Genomic DNA, 24,548 nt, shown 5'->3' on the forward strand with positions numbered 1-24,548 from the left:
TGACCTCCCGCCCGCGCCGCGTGGCACGGCGAGAGGTCAGGTCCTCATCATGTCTTCGATTTTCCCGACCAGGGCGTCGATCGAGAACGGCTTGGTGAGCAATGCCATGCCGTGCTCGAGGTGGCCGTTGCCGACGGCAGCGTTCTCGGCGTAGCCGGTGATGAACAGCACCTTCAGCCCGGGACGTAGCTCGCGCGCGGCGTCGGCGACCTGACGGCCATTCATGCCGCCGGGCAGGCCGACGTCGGTGATGAGTAGATCGATGCGCGCGCCCGACTGGAGAACCTTGAGGCCGGCGACCCCATCGGCCGCGTTGATGATGGTGTAACCCGCCTCGTCGAGCACTTCGTCGATCAGGTGGCGGATCGTCGCCTCGTCGTCGATGACGAGCACGGTGCCGCTGCCGGCGCCCGTCGCGGCCGTGCCGTGCTCCGTGGCTGTCTCCTCGATCGGCGCGCCGAGGTGGCGGGGAAGGTAGACGCACACCGTGGTGCCCATGCCGATTTCGGAATAGATCCGCACCTGTCCACCCGATTGCCGCGCGAAGCCGTAGATCATCGACAGGCCGAGCCCCGTCCCCTGGCCGAGCGGTTTGGTGGTGAAGAACGGCTCGAACGCCCGCCGCGCGGTCTCGGCGTCCATGCCCGTGCCCGTATCGCTGACGCAGATCGATAGATATTGCCCGGGCGCCAGATCGCGCGCGCTAGCGATTCGCTCATCGAGCCAGCGGTTCGCCGTTTCGATCGTGATTCGGCCCCCGTCGGGCATCGCATCGCGCGCGTTGATGCACAGGTTGAGGATCGCATTCTCGAGCTGTCCCGCGTCGACGTTGGCGGTCCACAGACCGCCGGCGCCGACCACCTCCAGCGCATTGGCCGGGCCGATCGAGCGGCGGATGAGATCCTCCATACCGGCGATCAGGCGGTTGATGTCCGCCGGCCGGGGATCGAGCGTTTGCCGACGCGAGAAGGCGAGCAGGCGCTGCGTCAGCGCCGCGGCGCGCCGCCCGGCGCCCTGCGCGGCGAGGACGAAGCGGTCGAGATCCTCCAGCCGCCCGCCCGCGATACGATGCTGCAGCAGCTCCAGATTGCCCATCATCCCGGTCAGGAGGTTGTTGAAGTCGTGCGCCAGCCCGCCGGTCAGCTGCCCGACCGCCTGCATCTTCTGCGCCTGGCGCAGCGCCTCCTCGACCCCATGCTGCTCGGTCAGATCGCGGCCGATGATGTAGAACAGGTTCGACCCTGCCTCGGGAACCGCCGTCCACATGATCGTCCGGGTGGTGCCGTCCTTCGCCCGCACGTGATCGACGAAGCCGGTCACCAGTTCGCCGGCGGAAAGCCGTGCGACCACGTCCGCGATCGCGGCATGATCCTCGGCAGCGACGATATCGATGAACGGTCGCGTCAGCAGTTCCTGCTCGCTCCAGCCAAGGAGGCGCTCCCACGCCGGATTGACCTGGATGAGGAAGCCGTCGAGCCGCGCGGTCGCCATCAGATCGTTAGTCAACTGCCAAACGCGATCGCGCTCCACCGTTCGTTGCTCGATACGCTGTTCGAGCAGGTGATTAGCCGCGCGCAGCTGGTCCTGGCTCCGTGCGAGCGCCGCATCGGCGAGGACGCGCGCCGTCGTCTCGTTGGTAAAGACGAACAGGCCCGCGACCTCGCCGCGCGGATCGAGGACGCGCGAGTAGGAAAAGGTGAACCAGGTATCGGCGGCGCCGCGATCGGTGGCGAGCTTCCACGGCATATCGGTAAAGCGCTGGCTATGGCCGGCGAAGGCATCGTCGATGATCGGCTTGGCCTGCACCCATGCATCCGCCCAGACGGCTTCGAACGGCGAACCCATCGCCCACGACAGGCGGGGCCCAAGCAGCGGAAAATAGGTTTCGTTGAAGAAGAAGGTCAGCTGATCGCGACCCCAAGCGAGGATCATCGATTCAGGTGAGTTGAGGACAGTGCTGAGATTGGACTTCAGCGTATCCGGCCAATTCTCGGGCGGGCCGAGCGGATGAGCCGACCAGTCGCGCGCCAGGATGAGGCGGGTTGCCTCGCCGCCGCCCGCGAGGAAGCGAAGCGCCTCGGGTAGGCTGGCGGGATTGCGGTAGACATCGGAAATCATGGGCTGCCGGAAATGTTGTGCGGTGAGCGCAGCTTAACGATCGGGGTCGCCTTCGGTCCCATCGTACACCGCCCGCCACGCGGATTGTTCGCGGTGCTGTCGATGGCCAGGCGGACTTTGTCGTGCCGGCTCGAACGCCTTCGCGCGAGGTTTCCTCATTCTTGTCCAACCGTCAGCAGAGCCACGGCGGGCAGTCGAGGACGTCGCGCGGCCGAGGCGGCATGAACAAAGCGTGGGGCGGCGACGTTGCGGCATGATGCCGTTCACCATCTGGGCGGCGTTCAAGGAGACATGAATGTCGGCAGCCGTCAGCGATTCAATGGCCGCGGAAGGGACCGCGAATGCTCGGTCGTCCAGCAACCGCTTGTTGGCCGGTTTGGCGACGCACGATCGCGCGCTGCTGGCGCCGCATCTCGAGCCGGTGTCATATGCGGTGGGTGAGGCGGTTGCCCTGGCGGACGCCGCGATCGACGGCATCTGCTTCATCGAACAGGGGATCGCGGGCGTGCTCGATTCGCTCGACGACGATCGCCGCTACGCCGTCGGGCTGGTCGGGGCGGAGGGGTTCATCGGCTGGCCGATCCTGCTGGGCGACGATCGGTCGCCGTACGACGTCAGGATGCGCGCGGAGCAGGGCCGGGGGCTGCGCATCTCCGCCGACGCGCTGCGCACGGCCGTCGATCAGAGCCCGACGCTGCATCTTGCCCTGCTGCGCTTCGTGCACGTCTTCATGCGGCAGATGGGGCGCACGATCGTCTCGTCACTGGCGCATTCGGTGGTCTGCCGGATGGCGCGATGGATCCTGCTGTATCACGATCGCGTGCGCGCGGACGAGATCTGCATGACGCATGAGGAGTTCCGGCTGATGCTCGGCGTGCGGCGCAGCAGCGTCACCGACGCGCTGCACCGGCTGGAGGAGGAGCGCGCGATCCGATCGATCCGTGGCAAGGTGCTGGTGGTCGATCGCGGCAGACTGATGGCGTTAGCCGGCAATACCTATGGGCAGCCCGAGCGCGATTATGCACGATTGCTGGGCGCGACTGCGGCCAAGGAGGTGGGGTTGGTGGGTACGTTCGGGTGACGCGCGTACGCTGCCGGTGCCCATCGGCCAGCGATGCGCTCGACGTCTGAGGCCGCGGACAGCGATGTGCCCGCGGCCATTCGGCGGTTGATTAGGCGAGCCGCACTTCAGCGGTTAGGCGGCGGCGGTGCGACGGCACCGGCCGGTGCCGGCACGTCGCCGGGGCGGGGCGGGGGAACCGCGCCCGAAGCTCGCGACGCGTCGGGCGCGGAGGTGCAGCCGGGTGGCGGCGGAGGCGCGTCGCCGCCCGGTGGCGGCGGGGGGATATCGCGGCCCGGTCCGTGCGGACCTGGTCCGTGCGGTCCTGCACCGTCCGGATGGCCGGGCTTTGGCCCTGCCGGGCCGACCGCGGCGATGCTGCCGCCGGCGTCGACGAGATAACTCGCACGAAGCTGGCCGTCGTCGAAGCGGCCCTGCACGGTGATCGGCTGGCCGGTTTTCACCGCGCCCTGCGCGTCGCGGCCGGCGGCGACCAGCGCGCGGCCCGATCCGTCCTGAACCACGAAGCGATCACCGTAGACTTCCGCGACCCGCCCCTCGACCGTGACAATGCCGCTGCTCGCCGTCAGCCGGGCGACCGGCGTGCGCACGGTCGGCGCCATCTCAACCGTGGGACGTGCCGCCTGCACCGCACCCGCGCCGCCCGCCGCACCTGCGATCAGCAGCAGCGCTGCCCCGATTGCGGTCTTGCCGCGGCTGCTTTTCCACTTGCCGTCTCTGATCATCGTTCCGTTCCTTGCTTGTCGATGGAGACGGTGTAGGCCACCGCTGCCGCCGGCCCGCTGAACCTGGCGGTTCAGTTTCGGTTTACGCCGCGAGAGGTAGCTGACGGCATGCGCATCCTGCTGGTCGAGGACGATCCCGATCTGGGGCCGACGATCGCGCGCGCGCTGCGCGCCGAGCAATGCGCGGTCGACCTTTTCGCCAACGGCATCGACGGCGCGCACGCCGGCGCGACCGAGGCGTATGACGCCGCGGTGCTCGATCTCGGGCTGCCGGAGCAGGACGGCGTCAGCGTCTTGCGCGAATGGCGCGCGGCGGGGCGGACGGTGCCGGTGCTCGTCCTCACCGCACGCGAGGCGTGGTCGGACAAGGTCGCAGGGTTCAAGGCGGGGGCGGACGATTATCTGGTGAAGCCGTTCCGCATCGAGGAGCTGGTGATGCGGTTGCGCGCACTGGTGCGCCGCGCCGCCGGCCATGCCGCGACGCGGATCGACTGCGGCCCGCTCGGCTTCGAGAGCCAGACCGGCCAGTTCGAACTCGACGGGCTGCCGCTGCGGCTGACCGCGCTGGAATGGCGCGTCCTGTCCGCGCTGATGCTGCACAAGGAGATCGTGATCGAGCGGCTGGCGCTGCTCGAGCGCGTGTACGAGGGGGATGCCGACGTCGATTCGAACAGCCTGGAGGTGATCGTCGGGCGGTTGCGCAAGAAGATCGGCGCGGCGCTGATCGAAACGGTGCGCGGGCGCGGCTATCGCCTGACCGCCAGTGCGCTGCGATGAGGCTGCTGCCCCGGTCGCTGTTCGGCCGCATGTTCGCGCTGTCGCTGCTCGCGACGCTGGCGGCGCTGGTGGTGGCGGGTGTCGCGATCGGCGGCGTGCTCGAACGCTTCGTGACGGGCGGGATCGACGCGCGGCTCGGCGACCGGCTGATCGCGCTGGAGAGTGTAGTGAGCAGCGACGGCACGATCGATCGCGCGCGGCTGGCGCGATTGGCCGCGCGGCTGCCGGCGGGCGAGCCGTGGCGGATCGAGACGGCGACGCAGGCGCTGGGCGGCGGGGGAGAGATCGGTTCGATCGCCAGTGGGCCGCAGCGTCCGCCGCCGCCACCGGGTGCGCCCCCGTCGAACAGGCCACCATCGCCGCCCGGCCCCGCCGGACCGCCGTCGCTCGATAATAGCAGCGCGCCGTTCGAGGGCACGTTGCGCGACGGGACGCGGGTGCATGGCCTGGTCGCCACCGTCGCGACCGCACGAGACGAAGTGCGCATCCTCGTCGCCGTGCCGCGTGCGCGGATCGATCGGCCGGTGCGCGCCGCGCTCGTGCCGCTTGCCGCATCGCTCGCGATCCTGGGATTGGCGCTGGGCGGCGCGGCGCTGCTGCAGCTGCGGATCGGGCTGCGTCCGCTTACCACGCTGCGCGCGGCGGTGGAGGCGATCCGGCGCGGCGCGGTGACGCGCGTGCCCGACGACATGCCCGCCGAGCTTGCGCCACTCGCACAGGAATTGAACGCACTTGCCGCCGACAATGCTGCGGCGCTGGGCAACGCGCGGGCTGCGGCGGCCAATCTCGCGCACGCGCTCAAGACGCCGGTGGCAACGCTGGCGCTGCATGTCGGCGACGATCCGATGGCGCGAACTCAGCTTGACCGGATCGATGCGACGCTGCGCCATCATCTCGGCCGCGCGCGGGCAGGCGCCGTCGACCGACGCGCGGCAACCACGATCGCGCCGTCGCTGGCGGATATCGTGATCGCGGTTTCGGCGCTGCACGGCGGGCGCGTGAGGATTGTCTGCGACGGTGCGGAAGGACTCGTGGCCGCTGTCGACCCGCACGATTTCGATGAAATCGCCGGCAATCTGATCGACAATGCCGCCCGCCACGCGGCCACGACGGTGACGATCGCTGCCTCCGCCGCGGGCCGCTCGCTCGCACTCGCCGTCGCTGACGATGGCGCAGGCATTCCGCCCGCCGATCGCGACCGCGCGACGGCCCCGGGCGTTCGGCTCGACGAGCGGACCGACGGCCATGGGTTCGGCCTGTCGATCGTGCGCGAGCTGGTGGAACTCTACGGCGGCGCTCTGACGCTCGACGTCGCCGATGCCGGCGGGCTGCTCGCGACGGTTATGCTGCCGCTCACGCGTCCAGCCTAGGCGAGGGCGCGACGCACGATGGTCAAATGTGCCGCGCTAGCCACGCTGGGCGGCGTCATTGTCGGCTGGTCGGTTGCCTGGCACAAGATGGTAGTCTCGACGCGCTGACTTGGCTTGTGCGCGAGGATGAGGTGCCGTCAGGGCTTTGATCTTTACCGCCATCGCGGCGGCGATCGGCGCGGTCGGATCAGGCCGCGGGCGGGCGGAGGTGGCCGAGCATGTGCGCGGCGTAATCGGCCTTGCCGAGGTCGATCCCCTCGGCGCGCAGGATCGCATAGGCCGTCACGACGTGAAAATAGAATTGCGGCAGCGCCCAGTCGCGCGCGTAGTCTTGCGCCGCCACATCGAGCACCATGCCGATCGGCAGCGCGTGCTCGATGCGGCTCGCCGGATCGATCGCAATGCCTTCGCCGGCGGCCACGTCGATGACGACGAGCGTCTCGGCGATCCGCGCCTGCGCGTCGGCGATCGTGCCGGGTGCCTCGGCACCGTTGCGCCCTTCCTCGAGCAGCGCCTCGAGCGACGCCGGGAAGTCGCGGTGCTGCAACCGGAACACGCCTTCCTGCGCCTGCCGGCAAGCGAAGCGGATTTGCGTGGCGAGCGGGAACATGTCGGGCGCGAGGCGTGCGGGGAGCAACGCGTCGGCGGTGCCCGGCCGCTGCGCTTGCGCCTTGGTGAGCCACGCCGACAGCGCGCCGAGCATCTGGGCGTAAGTGGGCAAGAGCATGTCGGGCAGCGTCATGCCGTCCGTCTTTCGCGTCCCGACATTGGCGTCAAGTTCGGCGTGCACCCTCGGTTTCGCGCTGCACTTGGTGCGCCTCCCGGTTGGTTCGACGAAGCGGTGGCAGCAGCGGTTGCCGGTGGTCGCCCTGCGCGGCCGCCTGTCTGGCGCCGGTCAGCCAGCCCCGACGCGTTACGCGTGTCGGGAATGACGCGCCGCGCGGCGTGACGTCCGCGGCGAGGCACGCTTGGCTCGCCGGGTCGCCTGCTACGCTCGCACGCTTCGCCGCCGGTCGGCGGCGACACGTTCAGTCCGACCCGAACAGATCCCGCGTGAAGACCTTGTCGGCGACGTCGGCGAGTTCGTCGGTGTTGCGGTTGGCGATGATGACGTCGGCCTCGCGCTTGAACGCGTCGATGTCGCGGATGACGCGCGAGCCGAAGAACTCGTCGTCGGGCATCGCGGGCTCGAAGATCACCACTTCGATCCCCTTGGCCTTGATCCGCTTCATGATTCCCTGGATCGACGATTGGCGGAAATTGTCCGACCCTGCCTTCATCACGAGGCGGAACACGCCGACCTTGCGCGGATGCAGCGCGATGATGCGATCGGCGAGGAAGTCCTTGCGCGTGCGGTTGGCGTCGACGATCGCGCGGATCAAATTCTGCGGCACCTCCGAATAATTGGCGAGGAGCTGCTTGGTGTCCTTGGGTAGGCAGTAGCCGCCGTAGCCGAAGCTGGGATTGTTGTAGTGCGTGCCGATCCGCGGATCGAGGCCGACACCGTCGATGATCTGGCGCGAATCCATGCCGCCGGCGATCGCGTAGCTGTCGAGCTCGTTGAAGAAGGCGACGCGCATCGCAAGGTAGGTGTTGGCGAACAGCTTGATCGCCTCCGCCTCGCGCGCGTCGGTGAACAGGATCTCGACGTCCTTCTTCACCGCGCCGCCAAGCAGCAGGTCGGCAAAGACGCGCGCGCGCTCGGATCGTTCGCCGACGATGATGCGCGAGGGGTGGAGATTGTCGTGCAGCGCGCGACCTTCACGCAGGAACTCGGGGCTGAAGATCACCTGATCGGTGCCGAGCCGCGTTCGCACGTCGTCGACGAAGCCGACGGGAATGGTCGACTTGACGACGATCGTCGCAGTCCGGTTGTGCGCGATCGCGGTGGCGATCACCGCCTCGACCGACGAGGTGTCGAACTTGTTGGTGTCGACGTCGTAGTTGGTCGGCGTCGCGACGATGACATAGTCGGCGCCGGCGAGCGCGGTGGCGGGATCGAGCGTCGCGGTGAGGCTTAGCGGCTTTTCCGCGAGGAACGCCTCGAGCTCGTGGTCGACGATCGGCGAGCGGCGCGCGTTGAGCATCTCGACGCGCTCGGGCGTGATGTCGACCGCGGCGACCTCGTTGTGCTGCGCCAGCAGCACCGCGTTCGACAGGCCGACATAGCCAAGCCCAAAAACCGCTATCTTCATCGTCTGTTGCCCGCCCTGTTCGACTGGTGCGGCGTCGGCGCGATGACGCGACGGCGCAGCGCCTGTGGTCGCTTCTGGCGGACGCTAATCCGCAAAGATTGGCAGGCGGTCAATAGCGGGGGGCACCGGGACAAGGCTGCCTGCTGCGGACGTGATCGTGCTCGTTACGCGCATACCGGACCGGACACGTGCGCCCGCCGCGCGGCTCCATGCGGCAGGCCAGTCCCGGTGGCGACCCGTGCTGCTACGGGCGAGCGATGCGGTGTGGTCCCATCGGTAAAGCACCGGCTAGGCCGAAAGCGCGACACGGTGGAGCGTGGCGACGAGTTCTGCCTCCCGACGGCAGCCGACCTTGGCGTACATGATCTTTAGCTGGCCGCGCAGCGTCTCGACGGTGACGCTGCGGTGCCGCGCGATGTCGTATCGATCGCGGCCCTCGGCGAGCAGCTGCGCGATCGCGGTTTCGGCCGGCGTGAAGGAAAAGCGGTCGAGTTGCCGCCTTCGCTTAAGGGCGGCGCGACTTTCGGCATCGAATACGAGCATGAAGGCAGGCTCGAAGCCGAATGACCAGTCGCGCCGCCGCAGCCGGTGAAGATCGACCCGGACGATGTCACCGGAAAGCGAGCCAACACGCAGGTCGACGCTGAGCTGCGCCTGTGCCGCGGGATCGATCATTGTAGCGCGGGCGCCGTCGAGCAGCGCAGCGCTGCGCTGGTCGCGCACGACCAAACGTTGTTCGACGATCAACAGGTGATCGAATTCGGCCATTGCGGTTTCCGCTGCGGGCGTGATCGCACGAACCAAGCCCGCGCGGTCGAAGATGATGCACGCCGCCGACAAGCGTTCAACCGCACCGTGGATCAGCGTGCTGCCCTGCTGCTCAAGTGCGATCTGCAGCCGGGCGGCGGTCCGCGCGCCGCGCGCGGCCCGGCGGAAGGTGTCGCGGATTGCATCGCTGGTGCGACCATCCCTGCGGCTGCGCAGCAAGGCCAACCCGAGCGCGCCGCGCGCATCGTTCAGCAGCATCGACTGGCACCCGTATGGCATGTCGGTCTGCTCGCAATACTCGATATAGTCCGATCGGCCGATCGCCGCGCGGGCATGATCGTAATGATGCTCGAACGTCATGGCGTCGTTCGTCATATGATCGGCGCGCAGCCTGAAGTTGGTGGCGGGGTTGTGGCCATCCAGACTGTCGAACAGCGCCATTTCGGCATCAGTGATGTTTGTTACCCAGTTGAACGGCGACCACGCCTCGCTGCCGAACGCGACGAGTTGACAGCGCATCGAACCGGTCGCCGCTGCAAGCTGCCCGAGCGCCGTATCCCACGATACGGTGCCGAGTGCCGCATCTTCGAAAATGCCCCAATTATCGTCGCCCGTCATCGTCCCCGTCCGTGTTGCTTATCAGGCCGGTCGACGGGCTTCGCCTTTGCTCTCGCTATCGGGCTACAAGGCGAGGCAGTCGACCGAGCCGCTCCCCACCGGCGAAGCTGGACCAGCAGAGGCACGGGCGTCACATCGATAAACGTCGCGAAGCGTCGCAAATCGTCGCATTCGGCGGGAAGGACCCCATCGCGACATGCGCAGCACCGCGGGCGCGTGATCGACTGGCCAGACGTTGCCACGATCTTGAGTACTCTGGCGCCCCAAGGGGATTTGCGGATGCGACCATTGGATTACGAGCGATGTGCGCGGGGAAGGCAATCCCACAAAGTCGCGGCGCCGTCATGCCCCAGACGGGGGATGCCCTTCGAGGCCGCGAGCGCGGCGAAGAGAAGACGCGTATAGCGTTCGGCAGATCATCCCAAAGAATAAAGAATGGTTTTGTTGGTCTTGCATTGCGCTATCTAAGGTCGATCGCACGGGGGAAGCGAAACGGGGCGCGATGCAGGGTAGGGACGGGCGGCTGGACGGGTGGAAGTCCATCGCGCGCTATCTTGGGCGTGATCGTTCAACGGTGATTCGCTGGACGAACGATCGTGCGCTGCCCGTTCATTCGCTTCCCGGCGGCAAGAGCCGGACGGTTTATGCGCTCCAGTCCGAGCTCGACGCCTGGATGCGCAACAAGACGGCGGGAACGGCCGACGATCTCGCGGCACCCCTTGCCGCGCCCGAAGTGTTAATCGATCCGAAGGCCGATGCCGGAAGGACGACTGCCGTGCCCGCAACCGTGCCGGCAACGAAGGTCGCGGCATGGCCGCGCGGGTATCGCTGGCTCACGCTCGGCGCGGCAGGGCTCGTCGGCGTCTTCATCGTCGCGGCGGGGTTGCTGATGCTTGCGCTCAACGGGCGCGCCGCCGGCAATGATCCAGCGCTTCCCGCCGCACTCGAGGCGCGCTTGCTGGACGCACGTGACGATATCGCGTCGCGCTCGGCGGTGCGGCTGGACAAGGCGATCGCCGACCTCCGCCGGCTGACCGGCGAGGCGCGGAACCACGCCGGCGTACACGCCGCCCTCGCGGAAGGATATCTGCTGGCGCGTGAATTCGGTACGCTACCCGACCCCTATGCGCTGAAGCGCGCGCGCCACGAGGCCGAGCTGGCGTTGGCGCGGAACCCCCGGTCCGCCGTGGCGCTCCGCGTCGTGGGCGTTGTCGCCTACTGGAACGATCATCAGCCGGATGCGGCAGGTGAGGCATTCCGCCGCGCGATTGCGGCCGATCCGGAGGATGCGCTGGCGCATCACTGGTACGCCAATATCCTCGCCGACAATGGTGAGTTCCGTCCCGCCTTCCGCGAGTTTGCGGCCGCGCGCCAACGGAGTCCGGGCGCGCCGCATCTTCTGGCCGATTATGCCTGGGCGCTGTGGAGCGCCGGCCGCGAGGTGCAGGCGGAGCGACTGCTAAACGATATCGCTCGCCGATCACCGATGCTTGCCAGCGCCCACGATTGCCTCAGCGTGATCGCCTTCGCGCGGGGCGATCTGAAAGGCTACGCCCATCATCTCAAACTGCGCGCGTCGATCCGCGGTGCGCCCGAACTCGTCAGCTATGCCGCGCTGATCGAGCGGACCGGCACACAGGACGCGCGCGCGACCTACGCTGCAATGGCATCGCGTGCGCTCGCGCAGGCGGAAACGGCATCGAACTCGGACCATTCCTGGCCGGCGTTCGTCGCGAGTACGTTCGGTGATCGCGCGCAGCTGTACGCGCTGCTGAGCCGCGCACGCGCACGCGGTGAAAAATGGGGCGCGGCGGGCTATGTGCGGCGGATCGCGGCGCGCTGGAGCAGTGATCCACAAATCACGGCGCTGCTGCGCACGCTCTCCCAACCGAAGATCGAGGCCTGATCGTTAGATACCGCCGCGGCGCGGCGGTCGGGCCACCATCTGTCAAACCCGTTGAAGGGTGACAGGTGCATCAATCGTGGAAGGTCACGAACGCTTCGAGCGGCTCGCGCGCGGCGACGACGCCGTTCACCGGGTGATCAGTGTCGGCATAGCCGAGTGCGATGCCGGCGATGATATACTCGTCGTCGGGCACACCGAGCACCCGACGTGTCACCGTCCAGAACAGGTTCACGCGCCTTGCGCGCACGTGTCGAGCCCGCGATCGCGCGCGGCGAGCATCAACGTCTGCATGAACATGCCGACATCGGCATAGGACATGGCGTCCAGATCCTTGTCGATCGTGAAGATCAGGCCAACAGGCGCGTCAAAGAAGCTGTAGTTCCGGCCCCACTGACGCCAGCTCGCCGCCTCGTCGCCGCGCGGGATGCCAATGCGGCCATACATGTCCTTCCCGAGGGCGCGCATGCGCGAAAGATAGGGTTCCTTTCGCTTGCCCATGCGTGGGAATTCGGCGACGCCGTCCGCCGGGCGTGTTTCGCGATGGGCGAGCACTTCGCGTTCCAGCCGCGCCCGCGTGGCGCCGGCGACGACGTGAACCTTCCATGGCTGGATATTGGTCCCAGACGGCGCGCGGCGCGCGATGTCGAGCAGCGCACGGATCGTTTCAGGGGGCACGGGATCGGATCGGAAGGCGCGCACCGAACGGCGTGCGCGAACGACTTCCTCGAACTCCATGGCGTCTTCTCTCCCCGCTACCACGAGACGTGCGGCACGTCGCGATAGCGCCGCTATCGGCGGCTGGATATGATATTTGCCGTCAAGCGAGATCCTGCTGCGGCGTGGCGGCGAGGCTGCTGCCGAGCGGCCGCGACGATCTCGGTGGCGCGGTGCACTAGTGCTTTGTCATCATTTACATTTCGCGATCGCGCGATAAGCGGGCGACCATGAAACTGGGGAGCGCGGACGCGGCGGACCGCACGCACGATCGTCGCCTCTCGGTAGATCGCTTCGATACCGACGGGTTCGCGCCTTCCGAGCGGCACGAGGCATGGGCCAATCGCCACTGGCCGGCGGTCGGCATGTTGTTCCGGTCGCAGCCGGTTGGCGCCTTCTTCAATCACGCGATGACGTTTCACCTCGGCGCGATCGTGATCACACGTTCGCACATGGCCGCGCAGCGCTATGCCCGTCGTTCGATCGACATCCGGCGGGACGATTGCGACGGCCTGCTGATTCCGGTGACGCTGGCCGGGGTGCAGCGCGGCGACACGCCCCAGCGGCCGGTCGCCACCAAGCGCGGCGAGATGTCGCTGATCGACCTGACGCTGCCCGAAGAACATGAATCGAGCGCGAGCCATACAGTGCTACTAGCGGTGCCCCGCGTGCAGGCCGAGCGCGCTGGGATCGACGTTCGTGCGCTGCACGGCGTGTGCGTGCCTGCACCCGCGACGCGCATGTTCCGCCGCCATCTCTTCGAGATGTGTCGCCTTGCCACGCAATTGACGCAGAGCCAGGCCGAGACGCTCGAGATGACGACGATCGATCTGCTAACAGTTGCGTTGGCGATGCACGGCACAAGATGCACACTGACGCCACGATCGATCGAGACAGCACAGGGGATTGCCGTGCGCGATTTTATCGCGCGCGACCTGTCATCGCCCGATCTCAGCGTCGCCAAGCTGATGGGGGCGATCGGTATATCGCGAACCGCCCTCTACCGCCTGTTCGAGCAGGACGGAGGCGTGCAAGCGCATATCCGCCAGCAGCGGCTCGCGCGCGTGCGGAACGATCTCGCCACCGCCGATCCGCGCGCGCGCATCGCCGATATTGCCGCGCGCTGGGGCTTTGACGATCCCGCCTATTTCAGCCGCGTCTTCCGGCAGCGCTTCGGGATGACTCCGCGCGAGTATCGGCACGGCGGTGGTAGCAGGGAATAGGTGGCCACCTATCACGAGCCTGCGCGTTCGGCGGCGCAGAGCCGGGCCTCGCCGATCCATGAGCAAGCTCCGCCGCGCGGCGCGGACGGTCTATCGCGTCACCCGCACCTAGGCTGATCGTTTGGACGCGGATCCAAAACCGTTGATCGTTTGTTGGGAAGGCAAGCCATAAGATAGTGAGAGGGTCGAGCATTGCGTCACATCCCCCGCGTCGGTTCACGACTGGCCATGCATGTGACTGCTCGCCCGATGCGCCCGGCAGATGCGATCACCGCTCAGCGCCGCATCAGACCGGGGCTCGCAATCGTCCTTGGCGCCATGCTGATGACGTGGGCCGGGATCGCTAGCGCGTTTGTTTAATCGTTTCGCGCGACGATGCGCGATCTCTCCGCCAGAAGCGCGGTGCATCATTCGCAAGGTGAGAAAGTCGTGACCGCATCCGATTCCCAACAGACGCGCCAACGCGAAATTGCGACCGAGCACCTGCTTTTCAAGCTTATTGAGTATGTCGAGGCAAAGCATCCGGGTGTGCTCGATTTTCTTGCCGATAGCCTGGATCATCTGGGCGATCCCGCGACGGACGCGTCCAAAGACGATGAAGCCGTCCGAGAGATCGCGCGTCGCATAATTGACGGCGCGCGCCGCCAGGGCGTGGCCTGATCGTCAACCACGTTGCCTTCGCTGCCATTTACGGATGGCTGCCGGCCGATCCCAGTCCGACGTGACCGCTTGTCGTTGACGCGCTGGATGCGTTCATCACACACATGGAGCGTTAGTCGGTAATCGGTCCAATTGGTTGTCACGCGCTCGCTTATCGCGCGATGCCTAGCCGGCGGTCGCGTCTCGCTGACATTGGTGTGAGTCCCCGCGTACGACCATCAGCGTTCGTTCTTCACCTGCGCATGGGCCAGCACCGCGAACAGCCCCGTTCCGCCGACAATGTTGCCGAGTAGCGCCGGGAGAATGAAGCCGCCGACCGCCCAGCCGATCGAAGCATCGCCGTGCCACGCGAGCAGGAAAGCTTCCGTCGTGCCCGCGATGACATGGGCGAAACCGCTTAACCCGATGATATAGGTGACAGCGAAGACGACCCAGAAGCCGCTACCTTCGGTGGCGGATCGAATCCAGGCGATCGAGGCGATCAGAAAACCTGCCGGTATGGCCTGAAGCAGCGTCTGCACCGGCGATCGATCGAGTAGCTTCATTGATACGTCCAGCATGCCGCGCAAAACCTCCGGCGATTGGATCGCGGCGAACGCCACGCCCGCGCTTACGGTCGCCGCGCCCAGAAGATTGGCCGAGAGGACGGTCACCCACAGACGCATGAGGCGTCCGAATGCCGCCATGCTGGGCGTGCGGATGATCGGCAGCACGGCGACGGCCGTATGTTCGGTGAACAGCTGCAGCCGACCGAGGATGACGATCAGGAAACCGGCAGGGTAGCCCAGTGCGACGACGGATTCGGCCCAAGCCGCGCGCGGCAGCATGTGATGCAGCGTACCGCTCGTCCACAGCGAGGCCATGATCGCGATCCCCGCGGCAAAGCCTGACCAGAAGAGCGAGGATACGGGGCGGGCGAGCTCGTCCATGCCCTGTTCGGCCACGGCGGCGTGAACGACACGGGCGGGCGGCGCGCTGCGCTCCTCCGCCTCGCGTCGCTCCGCCTGGTCTTCGTGCGCGTTGTTCATGCCTCGAGCTCCCGTGATCGACCGGAACGCACGGCCGGCGGGAAGTGCCGCGACCTTATCGCCGCCAACGCGTTTCCTTCTTCGAAACACGAGGAGACAATGATGGACCCGCTGCATCTTCCGGGCAACGAACCCGATCCCGGCGACATGGCGCACGATCCTTCCATGCCGGTACCAAGCGACCTGCCCGACGAGCGCGGCCTGCCAGATGACGAGGCGGACCGGATCGGTGACTTCGCCTGACGGCGGTGGCGAGGCGGATCGTTCGGCGTACGCGAATGACCGATGGCGCGGACGCGCGACGCTGAGCGCGCCCGCGGCGTATTGAAACGACGAGTGACCCGGCGTTAAGAACACGCGGGGTGGATAGTCCCCAGCCCGCACATTCCGTCTTCGGTGGAAGGAAGGCCGACGTTTTTGCGCGCATTGTGTCGCAGGGCGACCGGTCAACGCGCGCATGCACCCACGCGCGACGCCTCCGAATGCAACAATCAGCGGTCTATCTGCGTACCATCCCCCAGCATCAATGATCGTCGATCACGAGCGGACGCGCTCGGCGACGCCAAACGGGAGTTAGCGCTTGCGTACCTTTGTCCTGATCCCCGCTGCCGCGGCGCTACTCCTCTCGCCGGTCACCGTCTCGGCGCAGGCGGCGCGCTCGATATCGCAGACCGATCGGGCACAGGGCGCGCAGGCCAATCCGCAGCTCGTCGCCGAGTATGGCGGGCGCTACGATGGCCCGCAGGCGGCGTTCGTCGAGCGTGTCGGCAAGCGCGTTGCGCTGCAATCGGGACTGTCGAACGCGCAGGGCGACTTCACCGTTCAGTTGCTCAACTCGCCGGTCGAGAACGCCTTCGCGATCCCCGGCGGCTATATCTACGTGACACGGCAGCTGCTGGCGCTGATGAATAGCGAGGACGAGCTGGCGTTCGTAATGGGGCACGAAGTGGGGCATGTCGCGGCGCGCCATTCCGCCGGGCGTCAGCGTACCTCGACGATCGGCGGGGTGCTGGCCGGGATCCTCGGCGCGGCGGTGGGCAATTCGACGCTCGGGCAGCTGGTGGCGGGCGGGGCACAGCGCGCCTCGCAGCTCTACGGGCTGAAATACGGGCGCGACCAGGAATATCAGGCCGACGGTCTCGGCGTGCGCTACGTCACCGGCGCGGGCTATGATCCCGCCGCGGCGCCGCTGATCCTGGGGCAGCTCGGCGCGAGCACGTCGCTGACCGCGCGCACGGCGGGGGGCGACGCCAATGCGGTCCCGACCTGGCTCAGCACGCATCCCTCCAGCGCCGACCGGGTTGCTCGGGCACGGGCGCTCGCGCAGCAGGCGGGGCGCGGCGGGGCGGGAGCGGCACAGGATACCGCGTTCCTGCGGATGCTCGACGGGCTGCGGTACGACGACGATCCGGCGCAGGGCGTGATCGACGGGCAGACGTTCCGTCACCCGGCGATGCGCATCAAGTTCACCGCGCCGCCGGGCTATAAGATTGCCAATTCTACGCAGGCGGTGACGGTGCAGGGGCCGCGCGGACAGGCGCAGCTGAGCGCCGCGCCCGCCGGCGCGCGCGATCCCGCCGCCGCCGTCGTCCAGCAGTTTCAAACGCTCGGCGCGCGCGTATCGAGCGAGCAGGTCCAGCCGGTGTCGATCGACGGCCGCCCCGGCGCAAGCGCCACCGTCACAGCGACCGCCAACAACCAGCGTGTCGATGCGACCGTGGTGGCGATGCCGCTGGGCGGCGCGACGTATCTGTGGACGATCGTGACGCCCGCGGGGAGCGGCGCGACCGCGTTCGAGCCGCTGCTGGCAAGCTTCACCACGCTGACCAGCCGCGAGGTCGATGCAGTGCGCGGCAAGCGCATCCGCATCCACACCGTTCGTGCCGGCGACACGGTCGACACGCTGGCGCGGCAGATGGCCTATGCCGATCTGCAGCGCGAGCGCTTCCTGACGATCAACGGGCTCACGCCCGATGCGCGGTTGGTGCCCGGTACGCTGGTGAAGCTGGTCGTCGCGGGCTGAACAGGCCGAAGCGACGTGCGGCGTAAGATCGGCTGCGTTCATCGCGCGTTCTACCGGCTGGTGCTTAGTAAGGACGTCATCGAGGAGAAAATTGGGTGCGCGAGGCAATCGTCGCTACGTTGATCACAGCCAGCGTTTGGGCCGGTGCAGCAACGCCTGCGCTGGCATCAAGCGATGCCGCCTGGGGCGAATTCAACACACGCGTGACGAAAGCATGCATTGCGGCAAGCGGCGTACGCGGTGCGCGCGCCTCCTCTATCATCGGTTTCGATGATCGCGTTGGAATGGTGGCGATGTTGATCAACGCGGACGGGCGTCGGCCCGCGGCGCTGTGCCTGTACAACAAGCGAACGCGGGCCGCGTATATCGACGAGGCGACCGGCTGGCGCGCACCACCCCGGGCTATCCGCTGACCGGTTCATCCCGGCGCGACGTTCTTCGGACACGAACATCCCGGTAGCGCCGGGAAAGCGGGACGCATCGGCGGGCGTGGGCTGATGTGGCCGTCTAGCGCGTCGCTCCCAAGTTCGGGCGCGACCGCGACGCATGTTTGCCCAATCTCGCATCTATGGAGCGGCTCCGGCGCATCCCGAGCATATTCGCGGCGCCGACGCGTGAGTTTGGGACGCCTATCCAAGGACGAGGGACGTTTCTGCTCCTATCTTGGCGCGCAACGAGGAAACTCGTTGAATGCGACGACTGGCCACACGCGTTTCGGGGGAAAGGCGTGTGGCCTTTTTTGGTGGGGCGTGCCCTCCGGCACGAGGAGGTTGGCGCAGGTCACCGTGGCGGCGCGGCTTCATCGCCTGCCGGCGCAGGCGATAAGGCGTGAGCGTGCTTACGGTCAGGTCGGCCGCGCAGCGCTTTGGTGGCGACGGTTGTCGGCTCACAGCGGACAGCGTTCGCTGCGATCGGCTCCGCACACGGGACGAAACCTCGCGAGACGCTTCTCGCGGTGCGCCGTTGCCGCGATACTTGAGCTGCGTCCCTCTTGTGCGGTGCAGACATGATCGGCCGACGTGCGATCGTCACGCTGGAACACCCGAGAAAGACGGCCCGCGCGACCATCAACACGGTCGGGCGGGCCGAAGTTACGCAACGGCCCGCGGATCGCGTTCGGGCCGATGCGCCCGATGTGGCGCGTCCGCGCGCACAGCGACAGCGATTTTCCTTACAATTCCTGGCCGCGTCTCGGCGCGATGCAGCCACGGCGAGGGTGGCCCCCACCGCTGTCGTTCGGCGCCGCATAAGGGAGGGTCGCTCCGCCCCTCGAGCGGAGGCTCGCTTTTCAGGGTGCGGGATGCTCCATCGTGACGATGGGGGATCCAAGCGTGATGGTCTGACTGGTTGCCGCGTTCGCGCGACGTTTTTTTTCTTGAAGACTGACACAGATGAACGCTGGCTGGTGCGGGCAGCCTTACGCCGTGAGCGATCTAGACGCATAATCGGCGTGTAGCGGCCGCGTATCGAAGACACTTGCGGGAGAGCGATGAAGGAAGCATGCCGGCGATGATCATGAATGGTACGCATGACAGTTACCTGGTGATCCTCTCGCTCGCGGTCGCAGCGTTTGCGTCGTTCACCGCGCTCAGCCTCGCAGGGCGGATCCGGGCGTCGCGCGATCGGTGGCGCCGGCTTTGGCTAGCAGCGGCGGCTGTCGCGCTAGGCGGCGGTATCTGGTCGATGCATTTCGTCGCGATGCTGGCGTTCTCGATGCCCGGCATGGCGATGAGCTACGATCCGGCGCTGACGGTCGGCTCGCTCGCACTGGCGATCGGATTCACCGCCGCCGGGCTGGCGACGATCGACTGGCAGCACGCGTCACCGCGACGGATCGGCATCGCCGGGCTGCTGATCGCGACGGGCGTCGTCGCGATGCACTATGTCGGCATGGCGGCGATGCGGATGCCCGCGACGCTGCGCTACGACCCGAGCTGGGTCGCGCTGTCGGTGGCGATCGCGGTGGTCGCCGCGACCGCCGCCGTGTCGCTCGCCGCGCGCGAGCAGGACACGCGCGGACGCGTGCTGGCCGCACTCGTAATGGGGGCGGCGATCGCGGGCATGCATTACGCCGGCATGTACGCGGCGACCTTCACCGCGGCGGCGCGCGTCGACGCGGCGGCAGGCGTCGCGAGCTTCAGCCAAGCGTATCTGGCGGTGGCGATCAGCATCGTCACGGTGCTGATCCTGCTGCTATCGCTCGGCGCGGCGCGGCTCGAGCGCGCGTTCCAGAGCGCCAGGCGGCGCGAGGCGCGTATCGCGCTGCGCCTCGATGTCGCCGACATCCTGCGCGGTGACGATGCCGAGATGGCGCTGAGCAAGGTTGCCGAACTGCTCGGCAGGCATTTCGGCGCGGCGCGCGCCGGCTTCGGAGATCTCGATCCTGACGCTGACGTCTTCGACTATCGCCTGTGCTGGACGAACGGATCGGTGCCGCCGCTGACGGGCCGCTTTCCCACCGGGGCGTTCGGCCGAAAGATCGCGCAGGCGCTGGGCAACGGCGAGACCGTCGTCATCGACGACATCTTCACCGCGGCACTGAGCGACGAACCGGGTGCGCACGATACCGCGCGGCTGGGCGATACACGGGCGATCCTGGTCGTGCCGTTCGTGCGCGACGGGCGGCTGCGGACGATCGTCTACCTCAACAATCGCCAGCCGCGCCGTTGGCGCGCGGACGAGGTGGCGTTCATGGAGGAGATCGCCGACCGCATCCGCCTAGTCATCGAACGCGTGCGCGCGGAAGCGCAGCTGCGTGAGCTGAACGCGACGCTGGAGGCGCGCGTCGAGGCGCGGACGCGCGAGCTGCAGTTGGCCGAACAGGCGCGGCGCGATGCCGATGAGCTGTATCGCGCCTATTTCGAGAACACGCCCGATCCCTTGTTCGTGATCGGCGTGGCGGCGGACGGCGGCTTCGTCGTCGAGCAGGTGAACCCGGCGCACGAGCGGGGCGTCGGCTATCGGCTCGAGGAGATACGCGGCAAACGCGTCGACGACATCCTTCCCCCTGCGGCAGCCGACCGCGTCATCACCAGTTACCGCCACGTCGTCGAGACGCGTGCGATCTACCACTACCGCGAGGTCTTCGCGCTGGGTGGCGTACCGCAGCATTGGGACACGACGCTGGTGCCGCTGCCCGGCCCCGATGGCGTGATCGTCAAGGTGATCGGATCGAGCCGCGACGTGACGGCGCAGGTCTCGGCGGAAGAGGCGCTGCGCCAGTCGCAGAAGATGGAGGCGATGGGCCAGCTGACCGGCGGCGTCGCGCACGATTTCAACAATCTGCTGACGCCGATCATGGGCGTACTCGACCGGCTGCATCGCAAGGAGGTCGGCGACGAGCGCGACCGGCGGCTGCTGGGCGGCGCGCTGCAATCGGCGGAGCGCGCCCGCATCCTCGTTCAGCGGCTGCTGTCGTTCGCCCGGCGCCAGCCGCTGCAGCCGATACCCGTCGATGTCGCCGCGCTCGTTACCGACATCGTCGATCTCGTCGCAAGCGCGATCGGGCCGACGGTGCGGATCGAAGTCGACGCGCCGGCCGGGCTGCCCGCCGCGCTGGCGGATGCGAACCAGCTCGAGATGGCGCTGCTCAACCTGAGCGTGAACGCGCGCGACGCGATGCCCGACGGCGGCACGCTGCGCATCGCGGTCGATCAAGTGATGGTTGATCGCCAGCGCAATGGCGGACCGCCGCCAGGCCGCTACGTGTGCCTCAAGGTCACGGATACCGGGATGGGGATGGATGAGGAGACGCGCGCGCGCGCGATCGAACCTTTCTTCTCGACCAAGGGCGTCGGGCGCGGCACCGGACTTGGCCTGTCTATGGCGCACGGCCTCGCCGCACAGCTGGGCGGCGCGCTGACGATCGACAGCCGGCCGAACCGGGGGACGACGATCGCATTGTGGCTGCCGCAGAGCGCGCAAGCCGCGATCGTCGCCCCACGCAGGGAGGATGTCGCCGCACCGCGACGCGGCGGCAGCGCGCTGCTGGTCGACGACGAGGAAGCGGTGCGCGATTCCGCCGCGCAGATGCTTGCCGATCTCGGCTTCGGCGTGACATCCGCTGCGTCCGCCGAGGAGGCCTGGGCGCTGATCGAGGGCGGGTTCGCGCCCGATCTGCTGGTGACCGATCATGTCATGCCGGGAATGACGGGGGGCGAACTCGCCACTGCGGTGTGCCGCCGCAGCACAACGACCAAGGTGCTCGTCATCTCGGGCTATGCCGAAGAGGGCGGCATCCCCGCGTCGCTCGCGCGGCTGACCAAGCCGTTCGTCCAGGCCGATCTCGCCGCCGCGCTGCGCCAGCTGTAGGCGCGCAGTCGCTCAGCGCTCAGTGACGGGGGGCGTCATCGACTGCATCGGCTGGCCGAGCGTGCGCGCGCGTGCCGCGATCGACGCGCGGTTCAGCGGCCGTTCCATGGCGTGAAAACATCCCAGCGGCTGGCCGAGGAACAGGGTGCAGTCGCGCAGGAAATGTGACTGGTCCCAATAGCCCGCAGCGCGCACGGCGACATGCCAGTTGCCGCGCTCGCCCTGCTCGGCCGCCATCAGCGCGCGGACGAAGCGCGCGCGGCGCAGCAGCAGCTTGGGGGTGAAGCCGAACGCCCGCCGCGTGGTGCGCAGCAGCAGCGCCGGCTTGAGCCCGGTCCGCTCGCTCAAGGCCGCGGCCGTATCCACTTCCGGATCCGCGAGGCAGGCGAAGATGTCGGCGATTGCGGGCTGCTCCGGCTCTGCGCGTGCGAGCCGCGTGAGCAGCCAATCGTCGAAAAGGGGCTTGGGCGCGGCGCCCGCGCTCAACGGCGCATGCAGCTCGGCGGCTGAGGCGATCTGATCATGCAGCGGGACAACCCGATCGGCGAGCAGCGACGCGTCTCCGCCGAACAGCCGCGCCCAGCCACGCGGCGTCACGCCGATGCCGACCAGCGTGCCGCGTGGCGCATCGACATAACCGGCGTGGCCTGACGGCCCGAACAGCGCCGCCGGCGGGATCGGATCGAAGCGCCGCCGCCGCAGCCGCACCGACCAGTCGCCTTCGGCGTGCAGCGTGAAGCGCAGGTTGGTCCACGCCGGAAAGAAGACGTCGGCGATGCGCCGTCGCGGGGCGCCGCCGATCACGTAGCGCGCATAGCCCGAGATATAGGGCGCGAGCGCCGCGGCCGGCCGCCAGAACTCGGCGGTGTCTGGGGTGGCGCTATCCTCTCCAGTCGTCATGGTTATGTTCCGCGTACGAAGCACAAGCCGGCGCAGGGCGTGAACCCTCGAAACCGGCTAAGGTGTCCGGCGATCAGGCTGTGTCAGGCCACAGACCGCGCCGCGTACTGATGGCGCGGCGCGGCGATCGGTCACGCGCGGGCGGCGATCCAGGCGTCGACCTGGCGTTCGAGGATCGACAGCGGGAGCGAGCCCGAGCCGATCAGCAGATCGTGGAACGACTTGATGTCGAACTTCGGGCCGAGCGCTCGTTCCGCCTTGCGGCGCAGCTCGACGATCTTGAGCATGCCGATCTTGTAGCCCGTCGCCTGGCCCGGCAACGTGATGTAGCGGCGCACCTCCGAGCGCGCCTGATCGGGCGAGGCGCGGCCGGTGGCGACCATATAGTCGACCGCCTTGTCCTCGCTCCAGCCCTTGGCGTGGATGCCTGTATCGACCACCAGCCGCGCGGCGCGGAACAGCTCCGCTTCGAGCCGCATGAAATCGCTCGCGAGGTCGGGGAAGGCGCCCATTTCCTTGCATAGCGCCTCGGCATAGAGCGCCCAGCCCTCGCCGAATCCGACGTAGCGCGCCGCCTGGCGGAAGCGCGGTCCGGCCTTCTGGCGCACCTGGATATCGCCCTGCATCACGTGGCCGGGGACGCCCTCGTGGCACATCAGGTCGACTATCGCGTCGGGCGACGGATCGCTCGTGTTGCCAAGCAGGTGGACGTAGACGCGCCCCGGCCGCGCACCGTCGGGGCTTGGCCCCGCGGCGTGCGCTGCGCCGCCCGCGACTTCACTGAACGACGGCTCGCGCACCACTTCCATGCGATGTTCGGGCAGCAGGCCGAAGAACTTGGGCAGCAGCGTTCGGTTGCGCGCGATCGCGGCATTGGCATCACGCAGGTAATCGGCGCGGAGCGCGTCGGTCCACGGCACCGGCGGGTTGCGGCGCTCGCGATCGGCGTAATAGGCGACGCGATCGGCGAACCCCGCCTGCTTGGCGAGCGCGTCCTGCTCCGCCTCGATCCGCGTTACTTCCTTGAGCCCGATCTGGTGGATCTGCTCGGCGGTGAGATCGGTCGTCGTGTTGAGTTGCAACGCGGCGGCGTACCACGCGGCGCCGCCCGGCAGCGAGCCTGCGCCGACCGTGCCGCTCGGCGCCGTTGGAAGCGCGCCCTGCGCCCAGGCGATCACGCGGCTGTAGGCTGGCTTGAGCGCGAGCAGTGCGGTGCGCGTGTCGGCGAGCAGCGCATCGGCCTCGGCCGGCGTCAACTTGTTCGCGGCGCGCAGCTTGGCGATCTTCGCCTGCGCGTCGGCGAGGAGCGGCGAGGGTGCGGTGCCGTCGAACGGCGCGCCGGTGGTGATCGCGCGGCTGCCCGCGATGATCCGCTCGACCTGGAACTTGGGCGCGCGGATGCCGGCGGCGTCCGAGCGCCGCGTCTGCGCGATCGCCTCGTCAAGCACCGCGGGGATAGCGCGCAGCCGCGCGACATAGCCACGCATGTCGGCGGCATCCTGCACGTTGTGCGTGTTGATCAGGAAATCGGGCAGCCGCGCGTGCGCCGAGTAGAGGAAGGAGTAGAAGGGCGGGGTGTACTGGCGGAAGCGATAGCCGAGTTCCGCGCGGTCGAGCTCGAGCGCCCAGATGTCGTAATTCGTCTGCGCGGTGGGGGAAAGTTTGGCGCGGTCGAACTGCCCCTTCATCGCCGCGACGCTGCGGCGGCGCCATTCGAGCCGCTGGAGCGCGGCGGCATCGCTGATGTCGTCGAGCCGGTCCTGCCCCTCTTTCATGCCGAGCTGCGTCGCGAGCTGCGGCTGCTGGCGCAACTGCTCGGCGAATTGCTGATCGAGGAAGGCGTAGAGGCGGGCGTCCTCGCTCGTTGCTACCGCCGGACGCGGCTGCGCGAGCGGCCTGGGCTGCGGCGCGGCTTGGGTCTGGGCAGTGGCGGCGAGCGGTGCGACGAGGAGCAACGCGGATGCCAGGCGCGGCCAGCTTGCAGTGTTCATCATCTTCGCTCCCTCGATGTTTCGCCCGCCTTAATCGGCACGTCGTGGGTGGTGAACCCGCAAATGCATGAGAGTAATGGTGATTAAGCAAATGGCCGCGATTGCGTGACCTCGCACGCTTGGTTATGTAACAACATATC

The 24,548-nt window shown here is 67.9% G+C and carries 19 protein-coding genes; 9 read left to right on the forward strand and 10 right to left on the reverse strand.

The genetic code is table 11. The features are described 5' to 3' along the window. Positions 1-36: 36 nt before the first annotated feature. Positions 37-2,118 (reverse strand): PAS domain-containing sensor histidine kinase, encoded by a 2,082-nt coding sequence (locus B7L05_RS13870; protein WP_085810885.1) that lies wholly within the window; start codon positions 2,116-2,118, stop codon positions 37-39. Between the two features lie 295 nt (positions 2,119-2,413). On the opposite strand from B7L05_RS13870, the gene B7L05_RS13875 reads away from it, so the two are divergent. Next, positions 2,414-3,199 carry a Crp/Fnr family transcriptional regulator gene (locus B7L05_RS13875; protein WP_085810886.1) on the forward strand — a complete coding sequence of 262 codons (786 nt, stop codon included), beginning with the start codon at positions 2,414-2,416 and terminating at the stop codon, positions 3,197-3,199. A 107-nt stretch (positions 3,200-3,306) separates the two neighbouring features. On the opposite strand, the gene B7L05_RS13880 is transcribed toward B7L05_RS13875, so the two are convergent. Beyond that, the gene (locus tag B7L05_RS13880; protein ID WP_085810887.1) at positions 3,307-3,924 is read right to left on the reverse strand and encodes a hypothetical protein; all 618 of its coding nucleotides are present in this window, start codon (positions 3,922-3,924) and stop codon (positions 3,307-3,309) included. A gap of 108 nt (positions 3,925-4,032) precedes the next feature. Here B7L05_RS13880 and B7L05_RS13885 point away from each other — a divergent pair, with 108 nt between their 5' ends. After that, positions 4,033-4,701, forward strand: coding sequence for a response regulator transcription factor (locus B7L05_RS13885; RefSeq protein ID WP_085810888.1), 669 nt, complete (start codon positions 4,033-4,035; stop codon positions 4,699-4,701). Then, complete coding sequence (locus B7L05_RS13890) at positions 4,698-6,071, forward strand: sensor histidine kinase (RefSeq protein WP_085810889.1); 1,374 nt, start codon at positions 4,698-4,700, stop codon at positions 6,069-6,071. Before B7L05_RS13885 ends, B7L05_RS13890 begins: the two co-directional genes overlap by 4 nt. A 187-nt stretch (positions 6,072-6,258) precedes the next feature. Here the strand turns inward: B7L05_RS13890 and B7L05_RS13895 are convergent, their stop codons facing one another. The 3 genes from B7L05_RS13895 to B7L05_RS13905 all read right to left on the reverse strand — a co-directional run bounded on the left by B7L05_RS13895 (position 6,259) and on the right by B7L05_RS13905 (position 9,652). Further along, positions 6,259-6,813, reverse strand: a complete 555-nt coding sequence (locus B7L05_RS13895; protein WP_085810947.1) for a DUF1993 domain-containing protein — start codon at positions 6,811-6,813, stop codon at positions 6,259-6,261. Between the two features lie 286 nt (positions 6,814-7,099). Beyond that, entirely contained in the window at positions 7,100-8,266 is a 1,167-nt protein-coding gene (locus tag B7L05_RS13900) for a nucleotide sugar dehydrogenase (protein WP_085810890.1), read from the reverse strand. A gap of 288 nt (positions 8,267-8,554) precedes the next feature. Further along, positions 8,555-9,652, reverse strand: coding sequence for a helix-turn-helix transcriptional regulator (locus B7L05_RS13905; RefSeq protein WP_085810891.1), 1,098 nt, complete (start codon positions 9,650-9,652; stop codon positions 8,555-8,557). A 502-nt stretch (positions 9,653-10,154) separates the two neighbouring features. Between B7L05_RS13905 and B7L05_RS13910 the strand changes: the two genes are divergently transcribed. Then, positions 10,155-11,558 carry a tetratricopeptide repeat protein gene (locus B7L05_RS13910; RefSeq protein WP_085810892.1) on the forward strand — a complete coding sequence of 468 codons (1,404 nt, stop codon included), beginning with the start codon at positions 10,155-10,157 and terminating at the stop codon, positions 11,556-11,558. A 70-nt stretch (positions 11,559-11,628) separates the two neighbouring features. Here B7L05_RS13910 and B7L05_RS17615 read toward each other — a convergent pair whose 3' ends face one another. Both B7L05_RS17615 and B7L05_RS13915 read right to left on the reverse strand, forming a co-directional pair. Further along, complete coding sequence (locus B7L05_RS17615; RefSeq protein ID WP_218776026.1) at positions 11,629-11,790, reverse strand: hypothetical protein; 162 nt, start codon at positions 11,788-11,790, stop codon at positions 11,629-11,631. Continuing rightward, positions 11,787-12,293, reverse strand: coding sequence for a nitroreductase (locus B7L05_RS13915; protein ID WP_218776027.1), 507 nt, complete (start codon positions 12,291-12,293; stop codon positions 11,787-11,789). The genes B7L05_RS17615 and B7L05_RS13915 overlap by 4 nt, the downstream gene beginning before the upstream one ends. A gap of 209 nt (positions 12,294-12,502) precedes the next feature. Between B7L05_RS13915 and B7L05_RS13920 the strand changes: the two genes are divergently transcribed. After that, positions 12,503-13,495, forward strand: a complete 993-nt coding sequence (locus B7L05_RS13920; RefSeq protein ID WP_085810893.1) for a helix-turn-helix domain-containing protein — start codon at positions 12,503-12,505, stop codon at positions 13,493-13,495. A 375-nt stretch (positions 13,496-13,870) separates the two neighbouring features. After that, positions 13,871-14,155: a hypothetical protein gene (locus B7L05_RS13925; RefSeq protein ID WP_256926743.1), complete on the forward strand. Its 285-nt coding sequence runs from the start codon at positions 13,871-13,873 to the stop codon at positions 14,153-14,155. 218 nt (positions 14,156-14,373) lie between these two features. On the opposite strand, the gene B7L05_RS17620 is transcribed toward B7L05_RS13925, so the two are convergent. Beyond that, positions 14,374-15,642, reverse strand: a complete 1,269-nt coding sequence (locus tag B7L05_RS17620) for a formate/nitrite transporter family protein (protein ID WP_218776028.1) — start codon at positions 15,640-15,642, stop codon at positions 14,374-14,376. A gap of 121 nt (positions 15,643-15,763) precedes the next feature. On the opposite strand from B7L05_RS17620, the gene B7L05_RS13935 reads away from it, so the two are divergent. From B7L05_RS13935 to B7L05_RS13945, 3 genes are all read left to right on the forward strand, one after another. Beyond that, positions 15,764-17,206, forward strand: a complete 1,443-nt coding sequence (locus tag B7L05_RS13935) for a M48 family metalloprotease (RefSeq protein ID WP_256926744.1) — start codon at positions 15,764-15,766, stop codon at positions 17,204-17,206. Positions 17,207-17,301: 95 nt separating this feature from the next. Next, entirely contained in the window at positions 17,302-17,619 is a 318-nt protein-coding gene (locus tag B7L05_RS13940; RefSeq protein WP_085810895.1) for a hypothetical protein, read from the forward strand. Positions 17,620-18,706: 1,087 nt separating this feature from the next. Beyond that, positions 18,707-21,517: an MHYT domain-containing protein gene (locus B7L05_RS13945; protein WP_085810896.1), complete on the forward strand. Its 2,811-nt coding sequence runs from the start codon at positions 18,707-18,709 to the stop codon at positions 21,515-21,517. Positions 21,518-21,529: 12 nt separating this feature from the next. On the opposite strand, the gene B7L05_RS13950 is transcribed toward B7L05_RS13945, so the two are convergent. Together B7L05_RS13950 and B7L05_RS13955 are read right to left on the reverse strand one after the other, a co-directional pair. Continuing rightward, positions 21,530-22,417 (reverse strand): AraC family transcriptional regulator, encoded by an 888-nt coding sequence (locus tag B7L05_RS13950; protein ID WP_085810897.1) that lies wholly within the window; start codon positions 22,415-22,417, stop codon positions 21,530-21,532. A gap of 131 nt (positions 22,418-22,548) precedes the next feature. After that, positions 22,549-24,411, reverse strand: a complete 1,863-nt coding sequence (locus B7L05_RS13955) for a DUF885 family protein (protein WP_256926745.1) — start codon at positions 24,409-24,411, stop codon at positions 22,549-22,551. Positions 24,412-24,548 lie beyond the last annotated feature (137 nt).

Source organism: Sphingomonas sp. TZW2008, assembly GCF_002117915.1.
Classification (GTDB): Bacteria; Pseudomonadota; Alphaproteobacteria; order Sphingomonadales; family Sphingomonadaceae; genus Sphingomonas.

Excerpts from the sequence above, each read along its gene's own strand:
- B7L05_RS13920 (WP_085810893.1), top strand. The coding sequence starts at position 12,503 with ATGAAACTGGGGAGCGCGGACGCGGCGGACCGCACGCACGATCGTCGC.
- B7L05_RS17620 (WP_218776028.1), bottom strand. The coding sequence starts at position 15,642 with ATGCGCGCGTTGACCGGTCGCCCTGCGACACAATGCGCGCAAAAACGT.
- B7L05_RS13870 (WP_085810885.1), bottom strand. The coding sequence starts at position 2,118 with ATGATTTCCGATGTCTACCGCAATCCCGCCAGCCTACCCGAGGCGCTT.
- B7L05_RS13885 (WP_085810888.1), top strand. The coding sequence starts at position 4,033 with ATGCGCATCCTGCTGGTCGAGGACGATCCCGATCTGGGGCCGACGATC.
- B7L05_RS13880 (WP_085810887.1), bottom strand. The coding sequence starts at position 3,924 with ATGATCAGAGACGGCAAGTGGAAAAGCAGCCGCGGCAAGACCGCAATC.
- B7L05_RS13890 (WP_085810889.1), top strand. The coding sequence starts at position 4,698 with ATGAGGCTGCTGCCCCGGTCGCTGTTCGGCCGCATGTTCGCGCTGTCG.
- B7L05_RS13950 (WP_085810897.1), bottom strand. The coding sequence starts at position 22,417 with ATGACGACTGGAGAGGATAGCGCCACCCCAGACACCGCCGAGTTCTGG.
- B7L05_RS13910 (WP_085810892.1), top strand. The coding sequence starts at position 10,155 with ATGCAGGGTAGGGACGGGCGGCTGGACGGGTGGAAGTCCATCGCGCGC.
- B7L05_RS13905 (WP_085810891.1), bottom strand. The coding sequence starts at position 9,652 with ATGACGGGCGACGATAATTGGGGCATTTTCGAAGATGCGGCACTCGGC.
- B7L05_RS13945 (WP_085810896.1), top strand. The coding sequence starts at position 18,707 with ATGCCGGCGATGATCATGAATGGTACGCATGACAGTTACCTGGTGATC.
- B7L05_RS13955 (WP_256926745.1), bottom strand. The coding sequence starts at position 24,411 with ATGATGAACACTGCAAGCTGGCCGCGCCTGGCATCCGCGTTGCTCCTC.
- B7L05_RS13925 (WP_256926743.1), top strand. The coding sequence starts at position 13,871 with ATGCGCGATCTCTCCGCCAGAAGCGCGGTGCATCATTCGCAAGGTGAG.
- B7L05_RS13895 (WP_085810947.1), bottom strand. The coding sequence starts at position 6,813 with ATGACGCTGCCCGACATGCTCTTGCCCACTTACGCCCAGATGCTCGGC.
- B7L05_RS13875 (WP_085810886.1), top strand. The coding sequence starts at position 2,414 with ATGTCGGCAGCCGTCAGCGATTCAATGGCCGCGGAAGGGACCGCGAAT.
- B7L05_RS13900 (WP_085810890.1), bottom strand. The coding sequence starts at position 8,266 with ATGAAGATAGCGGTTTTTGGGCTTGGCTATGTCGGCCTGTCGAACGCG.
- B7L05_RS13915 (WP_218776027.1), bottom strand. The coding sequence starts at position 12,293 with ATGGAGTTCGAGGAAGTCGTTCGCGCACGCCGTTCGGTGCGCGCCTTC.